The organism is Bacillus taeanensis, from assembly GCF_003318295.1.
GTDB lineage: Bacteria > Bacillota > Bacilli > Bacillales > UBA6769 > Maribacillus > Maribacillus taeanensis.
On the sequence record NZ_QOCW01000017.1, the window covers coordinates 82,251 to 98,829 of the forward strand.

The following is a 16,579-nucleotide window of genomic DNA, read 5'->3' on the forward strand; positions in this document are numbered from 1 at the left end:
GGATTAAATTGTTGTCCAGCTGCAGCGCCTATCCCCTCGAGTCAAATAACCTTACGCCGTAAAGGGAAAGAGCCCCTTTTCGTCGTAAGAACATTTGCTTGTCGGGGGTGAGCAAGTCGCTTCCGCATTTCTTTTAAAAGAGGTGAGAGTTCATGTTAGGTCTTGTAAAAGGATTAAAATACACATTAAAAAACTTAACGAAAAAGCCTGTGACCCACAGCTATCCGGATGAGCCGTTAATGATGCCGGATCGCTTTCGCGGTATTCAAAAGTTTCATCCGGAAAAATGCATTGTTTGCAATCAATGTGCCAACATTTGTCCGACAGATTGCATTCAGCTAACAGGAAAACCGCATCCAGACCCGAATAAGAAGGGTAAAGTGATTGATACGTATGACATTAACTTTGAAATTTGTATTTTATGCGATCTTTGTACAGAGGTTTGTCCAACCGAAGCGATCGTGATGACGAATAATTTTGAGCTTGCCGAATACAGCCGAGATGAATTGTTTAAAAACTTAGAATGGCTCGATGAAAACGATCAAAACATCAGAAGGGAGAATAAAGCGTAATGGGTGAATTGATGGCGTTTTTTATTCTCGCACTCGCGGCTATTGCCGGCGGGGTGCTGATGTTAAACCTTGAAAATGTGATGCATATGGTGATCTCACTTGTGTTTACCTTTTTAAGCCTGGCTGGTATTTATGTCATGCTTTCGGCTGAATTTGTCGCTGTGGTGCAGGTGCTCATTTATTCGGGAGCAATTACAATCATTATGCTGTTTGGGATTATGCTTACAAAGCATGATGACAGAACGCGTTATAAAGTGAGTCCGCGCCGCCTTCTCATCAGTCTTTTTTCAGCGGCAGCCTTTTTCTTTATTATGTTTTACGGGATTAATGATTTAAATCTCGGCACACAGGCGGGAGAGCTGCATGAAGAAAATACGAAAGCAATTGGAACGATGATTTATTCAGAATATGTGATTCCATTTGAACTGCTTTCTGTTTTACTGCTTGTCGCGCTTATTGGGGCGATTATCCTTGCAAAACGAGATGACGAGGAGAGTGAGCAAAAATGAGCACAATTCCGTTATCTGCCTACTTATTGCTTGCGTTAACGCTGTTTTGCATCGGCTTATTTGGTGCTTTAACGAAGCGAAACGCAGTGATTGTGCTGATTTCGATTGAACTGATGTTAAATGCGGTCAACCTTAACTTAGTTGCTTTTTCAAAGTTTGGCGTCAATCCTAATTTAACAGGTCAAGTTTTTTCATTGTTTACGATTACTGTTGCAGCCGCAGAAGCTGCGGTTGGACTTGCGATTTTAATTGCACTGTACCGAAATAAAGCAACAGTCAATGTTGATGAAATGGAAGAATTAAAGCATTAAGCAAACAGGGGGTGCCTTAAAAGAAAGAAGCTCCCCCTTCGATTCATTGATAAGGTACTGCCTTTGAAAAGCCGCTGTACAATGTATGGATTTGAAAGGGAGACTTTAAAAAGTGTACTTTCTTTCACCTACATGTCATTTAGAGGGGAATGATAAAAAATGATGGAAAATGCGTGGATAATTCCAGTCTTACCGCTTCTATCGTTTCTCCTTCTGCTGTTCTTTCGCCAAAACAAAGCCGCATATATCGGAGTAGGGCTTGTGTTTGTAAGTTTTATCCTGTCTGTTGTTGTACTGTTTCAGCAAATTGGCGAAGGAAGCATCATCCGAGAAGGAGAATGGCTGAAAGTCGAACAAATTGTCATCACAATGGGAATGGAAGTAAATCCTTTAAATGCGTTAATGCTTGTGATTGTGTCGCTTGTCAGCTTTTTAGTACATATGTATTCGCTCGGTTATATGAAAGGCGATGAGCGTTTTTCGGTGTTTTACAGCTATCTCGGTTTGTTTACTTTTTCAATGCTTGGCCTTGTGTTATCACCGAACCTTCTTCAGCTTTATATTTTTTGGGAACTTGTTGGCGTTTGTTCGTTTCTATTAATCGGCTTTTATTTTTATAATTCAGAAGCGAAAGCCGCCGCGAAAAAAGCGTTTATCGTTACCCGTATTGGGGATGTTGGCTTATTTATCGGGATGCTTCTATTATTTTGGCAGGTTGGAAGCTTTGAGTTTGATGAAATTTTTCAGGCTCTTGAAATGGGAATCGTCCCTGAAGGAATGATTACACTAATCGCGATTTTAGTGTTTATCGGTGCCGTCGGAAAATCAGGTCAGTTTCCGCTTCATACGTGGCTTCCGGATGCGATGGAAGGCCCGACACCTGTATCGGCGTTAATTCATGCCGCAACAATGGTTGCAGCAGGTGTGTATTTAGTCGCAACAGTTTACCCGCTTTACTTAGCATCGGAAACGGCGATGACTGTTGTGGCTGTCGTTGGCGGTTTTACCGCAATTTTTGCGGCATCGATTGGTCTTGTGCAGCGCGATATTAAACGAATTTTAGCTTATTCAACCGTCAGTCAGCTCGGCTATATGATGCTTGCCTTAGGTGTTGGCGGCTATGTGGCAGCGATTTTTCATTTAATGACCCACGCCTTTTTTAAAGCACTGCTCTTTTTAGGAGCCGGCAGCGTCATTCACGCCGCGCATACACAGGACATTGAAGAAATGGGCGGCTTATGGAACAAGATGAAGCTAACCGGTCCACTTTTTTTAATCGGCAGTTTAGCAATTTCAGGAGTTCCGCTTTTTTCAGGGTTTTTTAGTAAAGATGAAATTTTAGCGTCTACAATAGCAAACGGCAGTTATATGCTGTTTATCGTTGCCGTCATTGCAGCCTTTTTTACCGCATTTTATATGTTCCGAATGTTTTTCCTCGTCTTTACAGGAGAGGGACGTGAAAAACAAAGGGAGGTTCATGAATCTCCAAGTGTAATGGTGCTGCCAATGCTTATTCTCGGTTTGCTTGCGGTCATTTCGGGTTATGTGCAAACCCCGTTTTTTCACGGACTAGGTGACTGGCTGAATGGCGGACCATTTACCATTCCAGAGCTGCATCATGGAGAAGGAATGTGGGTACCGCTTCTTGCAGCAGCCGTTTCACTTAGCGGTATTTTCTTAGCATGGCTCATGTACGGAAAAAAAATACTTGCAAGAGATTGGCTGTCAAGCTACATGCCGTTTCTTTATCAACTATTGTTTAATAAATATTATGTTGATGAAACGTACCGCGGCACGTTTGTAACATGGACAAGAATGATCAGCTATTTTGTCCTTTATATCGAACGTTTTCTTGTTGAAGGGATTGCGGCTATTGTTTCAGAAATTACAAAAGGCACTGGAAAAACAGCGTCACGTCTGCAGAGCGGACAAGTGCAGGGGTATACGGCCGCTGCGTTTGCCGGCATTGTTATTTTAATTGTTGTGATTGCACTAAGAGGGGGGTATTTTCAATGAATGAGATGTTATTATCACTGCTCGTTTTTTCCCCGCTTCTTGGTATCATTGTGATCAGCTTTATTCCAAAAGCAGAAACACGGCAGCTTCACTTGTTAATGATTCTTGCAACACTGCTGCCGCTCGGACTCGCTTTTGTGATTTACAGCGGATTTGATCAAACAGTGCAGGGCAGTCAATTTTTAGAAGTGTATAAATGGCTTGAGTTTTCCGGACCTGAACAGTTTGGAATTGAGCCGTTCCCCATTTCCTACGAACTAGGCGTTAACGGTATTTCTATTGTAATGATCCTGTTAACAACGATTATTTGTACACTATCAGCGATTGCAGCATTAACAATTACGGCAGAAGTAAAAGGGTATGCGCTGCTGTTTTTACTGCTTGAAATTGGCATGATTGGTGTGTTTGCCGCAGAAAATTTAGTCATGTTTTTTATCTTTTTTGAGCTGACATTAATTCCGATGTTTTTCTTAATTGGAAAATGGGGCTATTTTAAAAGGGAAAAAGCAGCATTTAGTTTCCTTATTTATAATGGCATTGGTTCAGCGATTTTACTTATCGTGTTTGTAGCGCTGTTTATGATGACAGGAACTGTGAATATAAATGAGCTGTCTCTTTATATGCAGGAAGATATGTCGTATGCTTCTGTGCCGCAGGCCTTTCGCATTGGCGCAGTGCTTGCGCTGTTGGCGGCATTTGGTGTGAAGCTTCCGATTGTGCCGCTGCACAGCTGGATGGTCCGCGTGCACGTGCAGGCACCGATTGCTGTTGTGATGATTCATGCGGGTATTTTACTGAAAATCGGCGCCTACGGCTTGATTCGCCTCGGTGTTGGGATTTTCCCAGAAGCGGTCAAAGAGCTTGCTGTGTTTCTTGCAATTCTCGGTGTGATTAATTTATTGTATGGCGCGTTTTTAGCGCTCATTCAAACAGACTTAAAAAAGGTGCTTGCCTATTCGAGTGTGTCGCATATGGGAATTGTTCTGCTTGGAATTGCAGCCTTAAACGGCTCAGGCATGCAGGGAGCGATTTTTCAGCTTGTCTCACACGGATTAATTTCCGCCTTATTATTTTTCCTGATCGGTGTTATTTATACACGCACAGGCACGACAAATTTAGATGTGCTTGGTGGAATGGCGAAAATAATGCCGCTGACAGCGGGCTTTCTTTTAGCAGGCGGCCTTGCCTCACTTGGACTGCCGGGAATGTCAGGCTTTGTGAGTGAATTTATGGCTTTTCTCGGATTGTTTGAGACGATGCCGGAAATTGCTGCTGTTGGAACGCTTGGCATTATTTTAACGGCTGTTTATATTCTCCGCGCTGTTTTATCGGTAACCTTTGGACCAGCGTCATGGAGTGTAAAATCAGGAGAAGATTTAAAGCTAACTGAGTGGATTCCTCCAGTTGTGCTGCTTGGTTTTATCGTTTTAATTGGTGTGTTTCCAGCAGTGCTTTCAAACTCACTGCAGGCGACATTAGAATTAATGATGCTTTGGATAGGGGGCGGGATGTAATGGATCTTGAAACATTGCTATCATATGAATGGAGCAGCATGGCACCAGAATTTACGATTCTTATTACAGCGACCCTCTTATCACTTTTAGACTTATTTATCGGAAAAGATAAAGACAGAAAAGGTTTTGTTTTTCTCGGTTTACTAGGAATTGTAGTGTCGCTCGTTTTTTTAGTAGGGCAGTTTAATGAAGAGGTTACGACGATTTTAAACAACACATACCGCCTTGATTCTTTCGCAAAGGCATTTAAACTGCTTATGTTAATTGGAACCGGACTTGTCTTTTTAATGGCCCTTGACAGAAGTGGAATTGAGAAGGAGTACCGCGGCGAATTTTATTATTTAATGCTTACAGCGCTTCTCGGTGGCATGATGATGGCCTCAAGTGCTGATTTAATTACCCTTTTTGTCGGCTTAGAGCTTTTATCGCTTTCTTCCTATATTTTAGTGGGGATGCGTAAAAATAATCTTCAATCCAATGAAGCCGCCTTTAAATATGTTGTAAACGGCAGTATTGCAACGGCGTTTACACTGTTTGGAATGAGTTATTTGTACGGTTTTACCGGCACAACAAATTTATATGAAATTGCAGGAGCAATTGCCAATCCTCTTGTACAAGACAATGCGTTTTTAATGATTTTTGCGTTCTTTTTACTGTTTGGCGGGCTTTCTTTTAAAATTGCGGCAGCACCGTTTCATATGTGGGCGCCTGATGTGTATCAAGGCGCGGCGACTCCTGTTACAGCGTTTTTAAGCGTTGTGTCAAAAACAGCTGGTTTTGCGCTGTTAATTCGGATGATGGTGCTGAGCTTTGCGCAGGCACCCGGACTCCAAGTGTTAACAGGAGTAAAGCCGCTTCTGTTATCGGTGCAGCCGTATATTGCTTTTTTAGCGGGAATTACGATGATTGTCGGAAATACAGCAGCCTTAAGACAGCGCAATGTGAAGCGTCTTTTTGCTTATTCAAGCATTGCCCATGCCGGTTATTTACTCGTACCGTTTATCTCTTTATCAGGCTTTTTATTTAATATGACAGCTTTTTATCTCGGTGCGTACTTGCTGATGAATCTCGGCGCATTTGCGATTCTTCATTATGTTACAACGAGAGCGGACAGTGAAGATCTTAATGTTTTCTCAGGGCTTTATAAGAAAAATCCGCTTCTTGCCCTTGGAATGACAATTTTCTTATTGTCTCTTGCTGGTATTCCATTAACAGCTGGATTTATTGGGAAATATGGGATTTTTATGACAGCTTTAAGCACGGTGCCAAAGCATTACTTTTTAGTTGGCGTGATGCTTGCGACAACAATTGTTTCTTACATTTATTATTTTAATATTATGGTTCAAATGTATTTTAGGAAGCACGAAGGAGAGGAGCGAGAGGAAGCATCTCTTCCAATCGGCATCCGAACTGTCATTATTGTTTGTCTTGCTGGGACGCTTTTATTCGGAATTTTCCCGGGAATTGGGCTTGAGTTTATGAATCAACATTTTAACTTCTCAGATGTATTTTTAGTAAAATAATAAATGAGAGAAAAAGAAGGGAGCAGCATGTTCCCTTCTTTTTGTTGGAACGACCCTTTTCATGGTAAGATTTAAACGAAATAATAAAAAATAAGCTAAACAGCTAAAAGGTATATTTTGTAAAATGGAGGTTTTGAAGTGGAAGAACTTTTTGGACAGCAGGCAATTATGCATATTATGATTCAGCTTGTTTTTTTATTTGTTACATGGTGGGCGCTGCAAATTGTAAAGCTTGATTTTTTTGTGAAAAACATTAACAGTCCGCAGGCAAAAGTACTGCAAATTCTATTAACGATCGCGATTGGATCGACAGCCGCGAATTTCTTTTTATCCTATTATCAATGGGCAACAAGACTGCAGTATTTATTTTAATTAAAATGAAACAAGAACGAGAAAATCATACTAAAGTTAGTGTACCTTTGTATTATAATGAGGTACACTTTTTTTGTAATCTTTTTGTAACAATTTATAAATAATACGTTTACATGGTCTCACAAACGGGCATTTAAAAAACTGTAACACAATAGTAACAATATCGGTCTTTTAGCACATTGTATAATGCGCAAAAACTTTTTAAAATTGTCGATAGTTGACTATAACTTCCATGTATGACAATGCCTCTCCTGGTCAAACTGATTAATAAGGAGAGGACGTGAAGAAAATGAAGACAATCGGTATGATATGTTTACTTTTACTATCTGTCAGCATCGGCCATGAGGTGTTTGGAGAAGGTAAAAAACATCCTTTTGAAGAAATTTCACGAGTCATGAAAGAGCGGCATATTGCTGTAGAAGAATGGTCATTTCTTGTAAAAGGCGAAACAACGATTGCAGCAGACAAAGCAGCTTATAATACCGGTCTTCAAGCATTAAAGAAAAGAACACCTCAGTTTACATGGGGAAAAATCACAGAAACAGACGGCATGTTGAAAGTGACTGCAGAAAAGCGCGCTTCTGACTTTCAAGGAGAAGAAAAAATAACTTTTTTAGCTTACCCCACAAACGGAAGTTTTCATACGTACATTATGTATGAACTTAGAGGAACAACTGATTTAGGTAAAAAGCAGCGCCTAAAAATCAAAAAGTTTGTTAACAATCGTTCAAAGGAATTATTTTCAGGAAATACTGCAGTTTTTACTTGTCTAAAGGGAAATATCAATGATACAATGGGTGTTGGTTTGTATGATTACGCAAACGGTTTGCTTCAGGAGTTTCAAGGGACAGAAGTGGAATCTCTGAAAGAAGAGACGTTTGTATCACTTTCCGCATATACTGAACTGTGGAACGAAAAGATCAGCACAAACAATGAAGACATGAATATACAAGTAGCATTACGACAAAAAGAAATAGGCGATAAAACAACAGTGATAATTGGTACACCCATTCTACTGACTGAATACTAATATATAAATTGGACGCGGAGGGGAATACGTTGGAAAAAATCATTGTCCGTGGTGGTAGGCGGCTGGTTGGCTCCGTCAAAGTGGAAGGAGCAAAAAATGCTGTACTGCCTGTCATCGCAGCATCGATATTAGCTAAAAGCGGCACTAGCACAATTTATGATGTGCCAACCCTTGCTGATGTATACACGATTAATGAATTATTAGGTCATTTAAATGTTGATGCGAACTTTTCTGATGGTGTTTTAAAAGTCGATGCATCAAAACCGTTAAAAACAGAAGCACCGTTTGAGGTTATTCGGAAAATGCGTGCATCTTTTCTTGTAATGGGACCATTATTGGCCCGTGTGGGTCAGGCACGCATTGCGCTTCCTGGAGGATGTGCAATTGGTTCAAGACCAATTGATCAACACTTAAAAGGTTTTGAAGCAATGGGAGCAACGGTAACAATTGGCAACGGCTTTATTGAAGCATCTGTTGACGGAAAGTTACAAGGCACAAATATTTATCTTGACTTTCCGAGTGTAGGTGCAACAGAAAACATTATGATGGCAGCTGTACTTGCAGAAGGTACAACAGTTATCGAAAACGTCGCAAAAGAACCGGAAATTGTATGCTTGGCAAACTATTTAAATGCGATGGGTGCGAATGTTCGAGGTGCAGGAACAGGCACAATCCGCATTGAAGGTGTAGAGGAACTAGCTGGTGCAGATCACACAGTAATTGGCGACCGTATTGAAGCAGGTACGTTTATGGTAGCCGCAGCAATTACTGGCGGTGATGTTTTTGTGGAGGGAGCAATCCCAGAGCATCTTCGTCCATTAGTAGCGAAGATGGAAGAAATGGGTGTTACGTTAATTGAGAAAGACAACGGTATTCAGGTTATCGGGCCAAAAGAATTAAAGCCTATAGATATTAAAACAATGCCGCATCCAGGATTTCCAACAGATATGCAGTCACAAATGATGGCACTTCTTCTTCGTGCAAAAGGAACGAGCGTTATTACAGAAACGGTGTTTGAAAACCGCTTTATGCATGTTGAAGAATTTCAGCGTATGAACGGTAACATTAAAATTGAAGGCCGCTCAGCGATTATTGAAGGTCCTTCTAACTTACAAGGTGCAGAAGTAGCAGCAACAGATCTTCGCGCTGGTGCAGCGTTAATTTTAGCTGGCCTCGTTTCTGATGGTTATACACGTGTAACGGAATTAAAGCATTTAGACCGCGGTTATGTGAACTTTGCTGGTAAACTTGCTGCCCTTGGTGCCGATGTAGAGCGTGTGAATGAAGCGCCTGCCGCTGTTGAAGAGGAGCAGGAAAAAGCAGTTCCTGCAATGAATGTAAAACCGAAATTTGCTTAAAAACGATTGGCTTTTAGCCGGTCGTTTTTTTATTGTCCAGCTTCAGCGCCCGTTCAGCCTCTCGAGTCAAATAACCTTACGTCGTAAAGGCAAACAGCGCCTTTTCGTCGTAAGAACATTTGCTAATCGAGGCTGAACGGGCGCTTCCGCTTTTCTTATTTCCGGTGAAATAATTACCGCAAATTGTGTAGTTCCTTGAAAAGGGCAGCGTCCACTATTACTTTATTATGGTTTATAAAAAATAGAACTTTCAAAATTATTGTTTTTAATCTGTAACTTTTGTCACAATTTGACAAAAATGAGTCAAAAGTTTGGTGTGACTCTGTTCTAAAAGGTTGTCCAAGCCCATACATTTTACAGTAAAGAAAATTGGAAAAGGGGGCTTGGTGTGAAACGTTTTTTTGTAGTTATTACCATCTTAACCAGTATCGTCATTATTATACCTGCTTTGCTTGTATTGCCTTTTTCGGAAACAAAATCGATTGAGGCCAATGTAATGCCGCAATCAGACACAAAAGCATCGTCACCGGCAGCTTCCGATCCTGCCGTAGAAGTCGCTGTCTACAGAACGCAAACAAAAACTGTAGAAAACCTTTCTTTAGAAGATTATGTGATCGGTGTTGTTGCCTCGGAAATGCCGGCTGAGTTTGAAATGGAAGCGTTAAAAGCGCAAAGCTTAACGGCACGAACGTACATCGTTAAACAGCTTTTACAGCCATCTGATATGAAAGTTCCAAGCGGTGCGGTCGTCACGGATTCAACGCTCCATCAAGTATTTCGAAGCAAGGAAGAATTAAAACAGCTTTGGGGTGCTGATTATGAGTGGAAAATCGAACGCATTACGAAAGCAGTCAAAGAAACAGGCGGACAAATTTTAACGTATGATGGAAATCCAATTGAAGCATCATTTTTTTCAACGAGCAATGGTTATACGGAAAACTCAGAAGATTATTGGCAAAATGAAATTCCATATTTAAAAAGTGTTAAAAGTCCTTGGGATGTTGATTCGCCTAAATTTTATGATCAAAAAAGCTTTTCCGCCTCAGAGTTTCAGCGGAAGTTAAATGTTACGCTTCCTGATGATGGAACAATCGGAAAAATTGTAAACTATACAGAAGGAAAACGTGTTGCGGAAGTCACGATTAACGGAAAAACATTAGAAGGACGGGAAGTAAGAGAAAAGCTTGATTTGAAATCATCTGACTTTACTTGGGAGCGCAAAGGAGATCAAGTTGTCGTCACAACAAAAGGGTATGGTCACGGCGTCGGCATGAGCCAATACGGGGCAAATGGAATGGCGCAGGAAGGACAAAGTTTTCAAGACATTGTTAGTTATTATTACCAAGGAATTGAAATCTCGCCCGTTCAGCCCTTTGTTACAAAAATGACAGCGAAAAAATAAGTAGGGGTTGTCTCAAAAGTGTAAGGTCTGCCCCCTCAAAACCGCTATATATTGTATAGTTTTGAGGGGGCAGATCCTATTGAGCCAACCTCTTTTTAATTTGAAAGCGCGGAACTACAAAAGCAATTCACTGGTTTAAAATGAAAATAACTGTTAAAAAAATCAATTCATGAGAAGCGCAAACTTGGATAAACTACAAAAGAGAACGCACGATTTGTTCTCAAAATGTGCGACTATGGAGGGGAAACGGATGACAAACCGCAATGACAACCGGAACCAGCCGCATACTGGGCAAAACAACCGCCAGCGTGATACAGAGCTTGCGAATGAGTTTGATATTGGCAACAGCAACAAAGGAAATAAACGAGCGGCAAAATACCAGCGCAACAAAAAAGTTCGCGAACCAAACGTTCCAAAATAACAAAGCGCAAGAGGCTGACAAAACTGTCGGCCTCTTTTTTGTCTCCTTTCAAGCGCATAAAAGGTATGAAATGAACAGACATTAAAAAAGAAAATTTTGGTTGTTAGCTCAATGGTTAGAAGGTGACTAGGTGATGAAGAAAAAATCGGTCATATGTATACTGTTCCTTCTCATTTTAAGTTTATTAGCAGGATGCTGGAGCCGACGGGAATTAAACGAACTTGCCATCCTAACAGCTGTTGGAATTGATAAAGGTGAAACCGAAGATTCGCTCCTTATTACGGCTCAAGTTGTGAATCCCGGTGAAGTAGCTGCTCAAGCGGGTGCAACAAACCGGACGCCAGTCTCTGTCTATCAAGAAGAGGGCAGGACGATTTTTGAAGCGATAAGACGAATGTCGACCATGATGCCAAGAAAGCTTTATTGGTCGCATCTTCGCATGATTGTCATTGGTGAGGGACTTGCTGAAGAAGTAGGCATAAAAAAAGTACTTGATGTTTTATCGCGTGATCATGAGCTTCGAACTGATTTTTATATTGTGATCGCAAAAGAGGTGAAGGCAGGAGAAGTTGTTAAAGTATTAACTCATGCTGACGATATTCCGGCAAATAAATTGTTTACCTCTTTGGAAGTTTCAGAAAAAACATGGGCCCCATCTGTTTCAATTACATTAGACGAACTAATTGCTGACATTGTAAGTGATGGAAAACACCCAGTGTTAACAGGATTAAAGATGATCGGGGATCCTAAAGTAGGACAGTCGCAAAAAAATGTCGAAACAACGATGTCAGAAACCATTTTAAAGTATTCAGGAATCGGCATGTTTAAAAAAGATAAGCTGATCGGCTGGTTAAATGAAAAGGAAAGCAAAGGCTATAACTATATTGTCGGGCATGTTGACAGCACAGTAGGAGATGTTAAATGTCCACAAGGTGGAAAGCTTGTTATTGAAGTCGTGCGCACAGATTCGCAAATAAAAGGCAAGGTGAAAAATGGAGAGCCTGAAATCACCGTTAATCTTTTTATAGAAGGAAACATCAACGAAGTGCAGTGCAGAATTGATTTAACAAAAAAAGAAACGATTAAAGAGTTGAATCGTCTTGCAGCTGAAGTGGTAAAAGATATTATAGAAAGCGCGCTTGCAAAAGCAAAAGAAGAAGAAGCCGATATTTTCGGTTTTGGAGAAGTAATTCACCGCTCCGATCCGAAAGAGTGGAAGAAGCTAAAGAAAAATTGGGATAAAACGTTTAAAGAAATTCCAGTTACAATAAATGTTGATTATCATATCCGCCGCACAGGAACGGTTGGAAATTCGTTTTTAGAAGAAGTCGGTACAAACTAAGAGGACGCTGGTCGTTGTAGAGAAGTCTATTGATTCGCATAAAAGATTGTGGGGAGCAAACATTAAAAAGAACGAACAGGGTGAATGCTTTTAATGAATAGAAGGTGATGAAAAAATGAAAAGAAAATGGGTTGTAGGTCTCGTGTTTCTTCTCATTTTAAATTTATTAACAGGCTGTTGGAGCCGGCGTGAATTAAATGATCTTGCTATCATGACCGCTGTTGGTATTGACAAAGGAGAAGAAGAAAATTCGCTTTTAATGACCGTTCAAGTTGTAAACCCAGGCGAAGTAGCCTCTCAAGCAGGTGCGACAAATCGAACTCCCGTCTCAGTTTATCAAGAAGAAGCGGACACGGTCTTTGAAGCGATAAGAAAAATGTCAACGGTGATGCCGCGAAAGTTGTACTGGTCGCATTTAAGAATGGTTGTGATTGGGGAAGAACTTGCTAAAGAAGTTGGAATTAATAAAGTCCTTGATTTTTTATCACGCGATCATGAACTTCGCACAGACTTTTATCTTGTTGTTACAAAAGAGGCAAAAGCAGAAGACATCGTTAAAATATTAACACATGCCGATGATATTCCAGCAAATAAATTGTTTACTTCTTTGGAAATCTCCCAAAAAGCCTGGGCCCCATCTGTTTCTGTTGCATTAGACGAACTGATTTCTGATCTTGTAAGCGATGGCAAACATCCTGTCTTAACAGGGTTAAAGATGATTGGCGATCCTAAAGTAGGAGCAGAGCAGAAAAATGTTGAAACAACGATGTCGGAAACAATTTTAAAATATTCAGGGATTGCGATGTTTAAAGACGATAAGCTGAAAGCCTGGTTAAATGAGTCACAAAGTAAAGGCTATAACTATATTATGGGGAAAGTTGAAAGCACAGCGATCGATGTTAAGTGTCCAAAGGGCGGCAAGCTTGTTATTGAACTGATTCGTACAGATACAGAAGTAAAAGCAAAAGTGAAAGATGGAAAACCTGAAATAACAGTTGATTTGTTTGCGGAAGGAAATGTTGGTGAAGTGCAGTGCAGCATTGATTTAACAAAAACAGAAACAATTGAAAAGCTGAATACGGGATTAGAAAAAGACATTCAATCCCATATGAAAGACACGATTGATAAAGCAAAAGAAGAGGGAACTGATATTTTCGGATTTGGAGAGGCGGTTCATCGCTCCAATCCAAAAGAGTGGAAAAAGCTAAAAAAAGAGTGGGATGAAGCCTTTCAGGAACTGAAGGTTACCATTAATATAGATGGTCATATTCGCCGGACAGGAACGGTTGGAAATTCGTTTTTAGAAGAGGCAGATAGCGATGCTGAGAAATAATTAGCTGGTTGATGAATAAGATGAAACACTTTGTCGAAAAATAATCTAATAATTTTTTTATGACCATGTATATATTCCCAGAAATCTGATCAAAATGGTTTCTGAGGTGATGAAAAAATGAAAGATGAAAACAAAAATTCTTCTCGCGTTAAAGAAATGCCGACAAAACTGCAAAAGTTGGCACGTAAACGTTGGGTCTTTCCTGCCGTCTATATTGGATTTGCCGCGATTGTGTTAGTAACAGTTCTTTGGATGCAAAGCGGGTCAAATGAAGGTTCGCCAAATACGAATACAGAGGTTGAGTACAATCCAACTGGTTATGAGTATAATGATGATGCTGTTGCCGTTAATGCTCGTCCAGAAGTATTTAAGCAGCCTGTCATTGGTGATGATATTAAGATTAAAGTTCCATACTATGATGTCGAAGCTTCAGCTGAAGAACAAGAATCTGCTCTCGTATTTTATAATAATAGTTATTTCCAAAATGAAGGGATCGACTATGCAAAAGAGAGCGGTGAAACATTTGATGTTGTTGCTGCGATGAGTGGTCAGGTTGTGAAGGCGGAAAAAGATGATTTATTAGGTTATGTGGTTCACATTGAACATCAAGATGGCGTTATGACGTACTATCAAAGTCTTGAAAACGTAAAAGTAGAAAAAGGCGAAGAGGTTGTCCAAGGTGATGTGCTTGGTCAAGCAGGACGCAGTGCTTTTAATAAAGATGCCGGTGTTCACGCACACTTTGAAATCCGTAAAGATGGTCAAGCTGTAAATCCGATTAACTATTTTGAGAAATCAGCCGCGTCTCTTGAAGATGTCAATGCATCTGATGAAGTAAAAGCAGATGATCAAGATACGGAAAGCGAGAAAGAAGAACGCAGCGAAACAGAAGATAGTGAAGACAAAAAAGCAGAGCCAAAAGATGCTTCTGCTGCAATGACAAATGCCTAACAAATAAGGTGCAAAAAAGTTGACTCACAACAAGGTGGGTTAACTTTTTTTGTTACTACCGTGCATAATAATTTTACAGAAGGTTAAGGTAGGTGCCTCATGAAGGAAGTAATTGGTTCTTATAATATGATACTTGTGGCATTATCTACGATTATTTCTGTTGTCGCTTCGTATACGTCATTTGATATAAAAGAACGAATTGCTGAAAAGGCAAAGTTGGAAAAAACGTGGTTGATTATTGGGGCAAGTGCTCTTGCAGTAGGGATATGGTCAACTCATTATATCGGAATGACAGCATTAAGGCTTCCGGTTATGTTTTCGTACAACTGGTGGCTGACGCTTCTTTCAGTGCTTCCTCCTTTTGCCGCTTCAATGCTCACATTTTATTTATTGTCTGTTTATAAACACAAAAAGCTTCCTATTCTGTTTGCCGGAATCGCAATAGGATTAGGAATAAGTGTGATGCATTACCTTTCTATGAAAGCGATAACAATTCCTCGTCACATCGAATATGATCTTTTTTATGTGAGTGTTTCGACTAGTGGAGCTGTTTTTTTTGCTTCGGCTACTTTATTTGTGTTTTCTTTTTTACGCATTCATTCTTCTATTCTCTTAAAAACAATCAGCGCGCTCTTAATGGGAGCGGCCGTTACATCGGCACACTATATTGGGATGAAAGGGATATCGTTTTTTCTTCCGAGCGTTTTTAAAAATTATGTAAACCCATTCCAAATGGATACTACGATTCTCGTTGTAGGTGTCATTATTGGTTCTGGATTAATTTTTAATGCAATTTTTACGAAAACAAATATGGAGCGAACAACGATGTTCAGTTTCGCTTATTATGATTCCGTAACGGAAATTCCAAATCGCCGGTTGTTTGAATTGAAATTAGCCGAAGCTTCTGAACAAGCAGCGCTTAAAGGGAGAGAGCTCGCTGTGATTTATATGGATTTTGATCGCTTTAAATGGATCAACGGCACGGCTGGTCATGCGGGGGCGATTACGTATTAAAAGAATTTGCTAAAAGAGTGAAGAAGCTAATTGGAAAGGATCATATACTTGCTCGTGTCGGCGGTGATGAATTTATTCTTCTGCTCCCAAACATCGAATCCGAGCAGTGCGTGATCGCTCTTGCCGATCAAATTATTAAAAAAATGCAGAAGCCGATCTTCGTTGAGAACAACTCTTTTGTGGCAACAATCTCAGCGGGGATTACGATATTTCCGACGGTTACCAAGGAGGTTCATATGATTATACGGGATGCTGATCAGGCCCTTTCTTATGCAAAACAAAACGGAAGAAATCATTATCAACTTTTTAACGAAATTCAGCCAGAAGTCCCCTTCCTCAAAAATTTGATAGAATTTTAGGTGGGGGATGAATGGCGTTTTTTTGTTTTTGTGCGCAGAAATAAAAAATAATACAATTTCCTTATATAAAAACATTTGTTCCTAATAGTAAAATAGAGGCATGGAGGTGAAACCCATGTATCGAACAATGAAAGTCCCGTTTTCTGCTTCTGCTGCTGCCATTCAAAAGTTGTTTGAGATTCGTCGTCTTTGTGCCGTTGTTTGGAATGATTGTGTTCAAATCGCCCGTTATTATTACCGGCTCGGCGGGGGATGGATCACCAAGAGCGATCTTCAAAAGGAACTAAAAGGGCTCTATCCTCTTCACAGCCAAACAATTCAAGCTGTCGCTCATAAATTCCTTCAAGCAAGAGAGGGCGCGCAAAAAGCGAGAAAAGCAGGATTCAATGTCCGCTATCCTTGGAAGCATAAATTTGTGTTCAACTCCAAATGGGTCGGAGAATCGTTTACACTTGAAGGGAAGAAAATCACCCTTTCATTAGGAATATGGAATGGCAAACGTCAGCCTAGATTAACACTTAAACTGCCTAAAGTCCCTCCAGGAAATGTGAA

Annotated in this window: 16 protein-coding genes and 1 pseudogene; all 17 read left to right on the top strand. The window is 40.3% G+C overall.

Annotation, left to right across the window (positions count from 1 at the left end):
• The first annotated feature begins 152 nt into the window (after nt 1–152).
• Nucleotides 153–572 carry an NADH-quinone oxidoreductase subunit NuoI gene (gene nuoI / locus DS031_RS15390; RefSeq protein WP_113806962.1) on the top strand — a complete coding sequence of 140 codons (420 nt, stop codon included), beginning with the start codon at nt 153–155 and terminating at the stop codon, nt 570–572.
• Complete coding sequence (locus DS031_RS15395) at nt 572–1,081, top strand: NADH-quinone oxidoreductase subunit J (protein WP_113806963.1); 510 nt, start codon at nt 572–574, stop codon at nt 1,079–1,081. Before nuoI ends, DS031_RS15395 begins: the two co-directional genes overlap by 1 nt.
• A complete protein-coding gene (gene nuoK, locus DS031_RS15400; protein WP_113806964.1) occupies nt 1,078–1,392 on the top strand; it encodes an NADH-quinone oxidoreductase subunit NuoK in 315 nt (104 codons plus the stop codon). Before DS031_RS15395 ends, nuoK begins: the two co-directional genes overlap by 4 nt.
• 159 nt (nt 1,393–1,551) lie before the next feature.
• The gene (nuoL, locus tag DS031_RS15405; protein ID WP_113806965.1) at nt 1,552–3,408 is read left to right on the top strand and encodes an NADH-quinone oxidoreductase subunit L; all 1,857 of its coding nucleotides are present in this window, start codon (nt 1,552–1,554) and stop codon (nt 3,406–3,408) included.
• A complete protein-coding gene (locus DS031_RS15410; RefSeq protein ID WP_113806966.1) occupies nt 3,405–4,922 on the top strand; it encodes a complex I subunit 4 family protein in 1,518 nt (505 codons plus the stop codon). The genes nuoL and DS031_RS15410 overlap by 4 nt, the downstream gene beginning before the upstream one ends.
• Nucleotides 4,922–6,445 (top strand): NADH-quinone oxidoreductase subunit NuoN, encoded by a 1,524-nt coding sequence (nuoN, locus tag DS031_RS15415; RefSeq protein ID WP_113806967.1) that lies wholly within the window; start codon nt 4,922–4,924, stop codon nt 6,443–6,445. The genes DS031_RS15410 and nuoN overlap by 1 nt, the downstream gene beginning before the upstream one ends.
• A gap of 138 nt (nt 6,446–6,583) precedes the next feature.
• A complete protein-coding gene (locus tag DS031_RS15420; RefSeq protein ID WP_113806968.1) occupies nt 6,584–6,817 on the top strand; it encodes a DUF1146 family protein in 234 nt (77 codons plus the stop codon).
• Nucleotides 6,818–7,106: 289 nt separating this feature from the next.
• Nucleotides 7,107–7,847, top strand: a complete 741-nt coding sequence (locus DS031_RS15425) for a YwmB family TATA-box binding protein (protein WP_142675782.1) — start codon at nt 7,107–7,109, stop codon at nt 7,845–7,847.
• Nucleotides 7,848–7,876: 29 nt separating this feature from the next.
• Entirely contained in the window at nt 7,877–9,205 is a 1,329-nt protein-coding gene (murA, locus tag DS031_RS15430) for a UDP-N-acetylglucosamine 1-carboxyvinyltransferase (RefSeq protein WP_113806970.1), read from the top strand.
• Nucleotides 9,206–9,593: 388 nt separating this feature from the next.
• Entirely contained in the window at nt 9,594–10,607 is a 1,014-nt protein-coding gene (spoIID, locus tag DS031_RS15435) for a stage II sporulation protein D (protein WP_113806971.1), read from the top strand.
• A 250-nt stretch (nt 10,608–10,857) separates the two neighbouring features.
• Nucleotides 10,858–11,028, top strand: coding sequence for a hypothetical protein (locus tag DS031_RS23770; protein ID WP_181833184.1), 171 nt, complete (start codon nt 10,858–10,860; stop codon nt 11,026–11,028).
• A gap of 133 nt (nt 11,029–11,161) precedes the next feature.
• Nucleotides 11,162–12,370, top strand: a complete 1,209-nt coding sequence (locus DS031_RS15440; protein WP_113806972.1) for a Ger(x)C family spore germination protein — start codon at nt 11,162–11,164, stop codon at nt 12,368–12,370.
• 115 nt (nt 12,371–12,485) lie between these two features.
• Complete coding sequence (locus tag DS031_RS15445; protein ID WP_113806973.1) at nt 12,486–13,703, top strand: Ger(x)C family spore germination protein; 1,218 nt, start codon at nt 12,486–12,488, stop codon at nt 13,701–13,703.
• Between the two features lie 117 nt (nt 13,704–13,820).
• A complete protein-coding gene (spoIIQ, locus tag DS031_RS15450) occupies nt 13,821–14,654 on the top strand; it encodes a stage II sporulation protein SpoIIQ (protein WP_113806974.1) in 834 nt (277 codons plus the stop codon).
• Nucleotides 14,655–14,753: 99 nt separating this feature from the next.
• Nucleotides 14,754–15,668, top strand: coding sequence for an MHYT domain-containing protein (locus DS031_RS15455; protein ID WP_113806975.1), 915 nt, complete (start codon nt 14,754–14,756; stop codon nt 15,666–15,668).
• Nucleotides 15,623–16,027 (top strand): diguanylate cyclase domain-containing protein, encoded by a 405-nt coding sequence (locus DS031_RS15460; RefSeq protein ID WP_113806976.1) that lies wholly within the window; start codon nt 15,623–15,625, stop codon nt 16,025–16,027. The genes DS031_RS15455 and DS031_RS15460 overlap by 46 nt, the downstream gene beginning before the upstream one ends.
• A 115-nt stretch (nt 16,028–16,142) precedes the next feature.
• A pseudogene (locus DS031_RS15465) lies at nt 16,143–16,579 on the top strand (RNA-guided endonuclease InsQ/TnpB family protein); the annotation flags it as partial.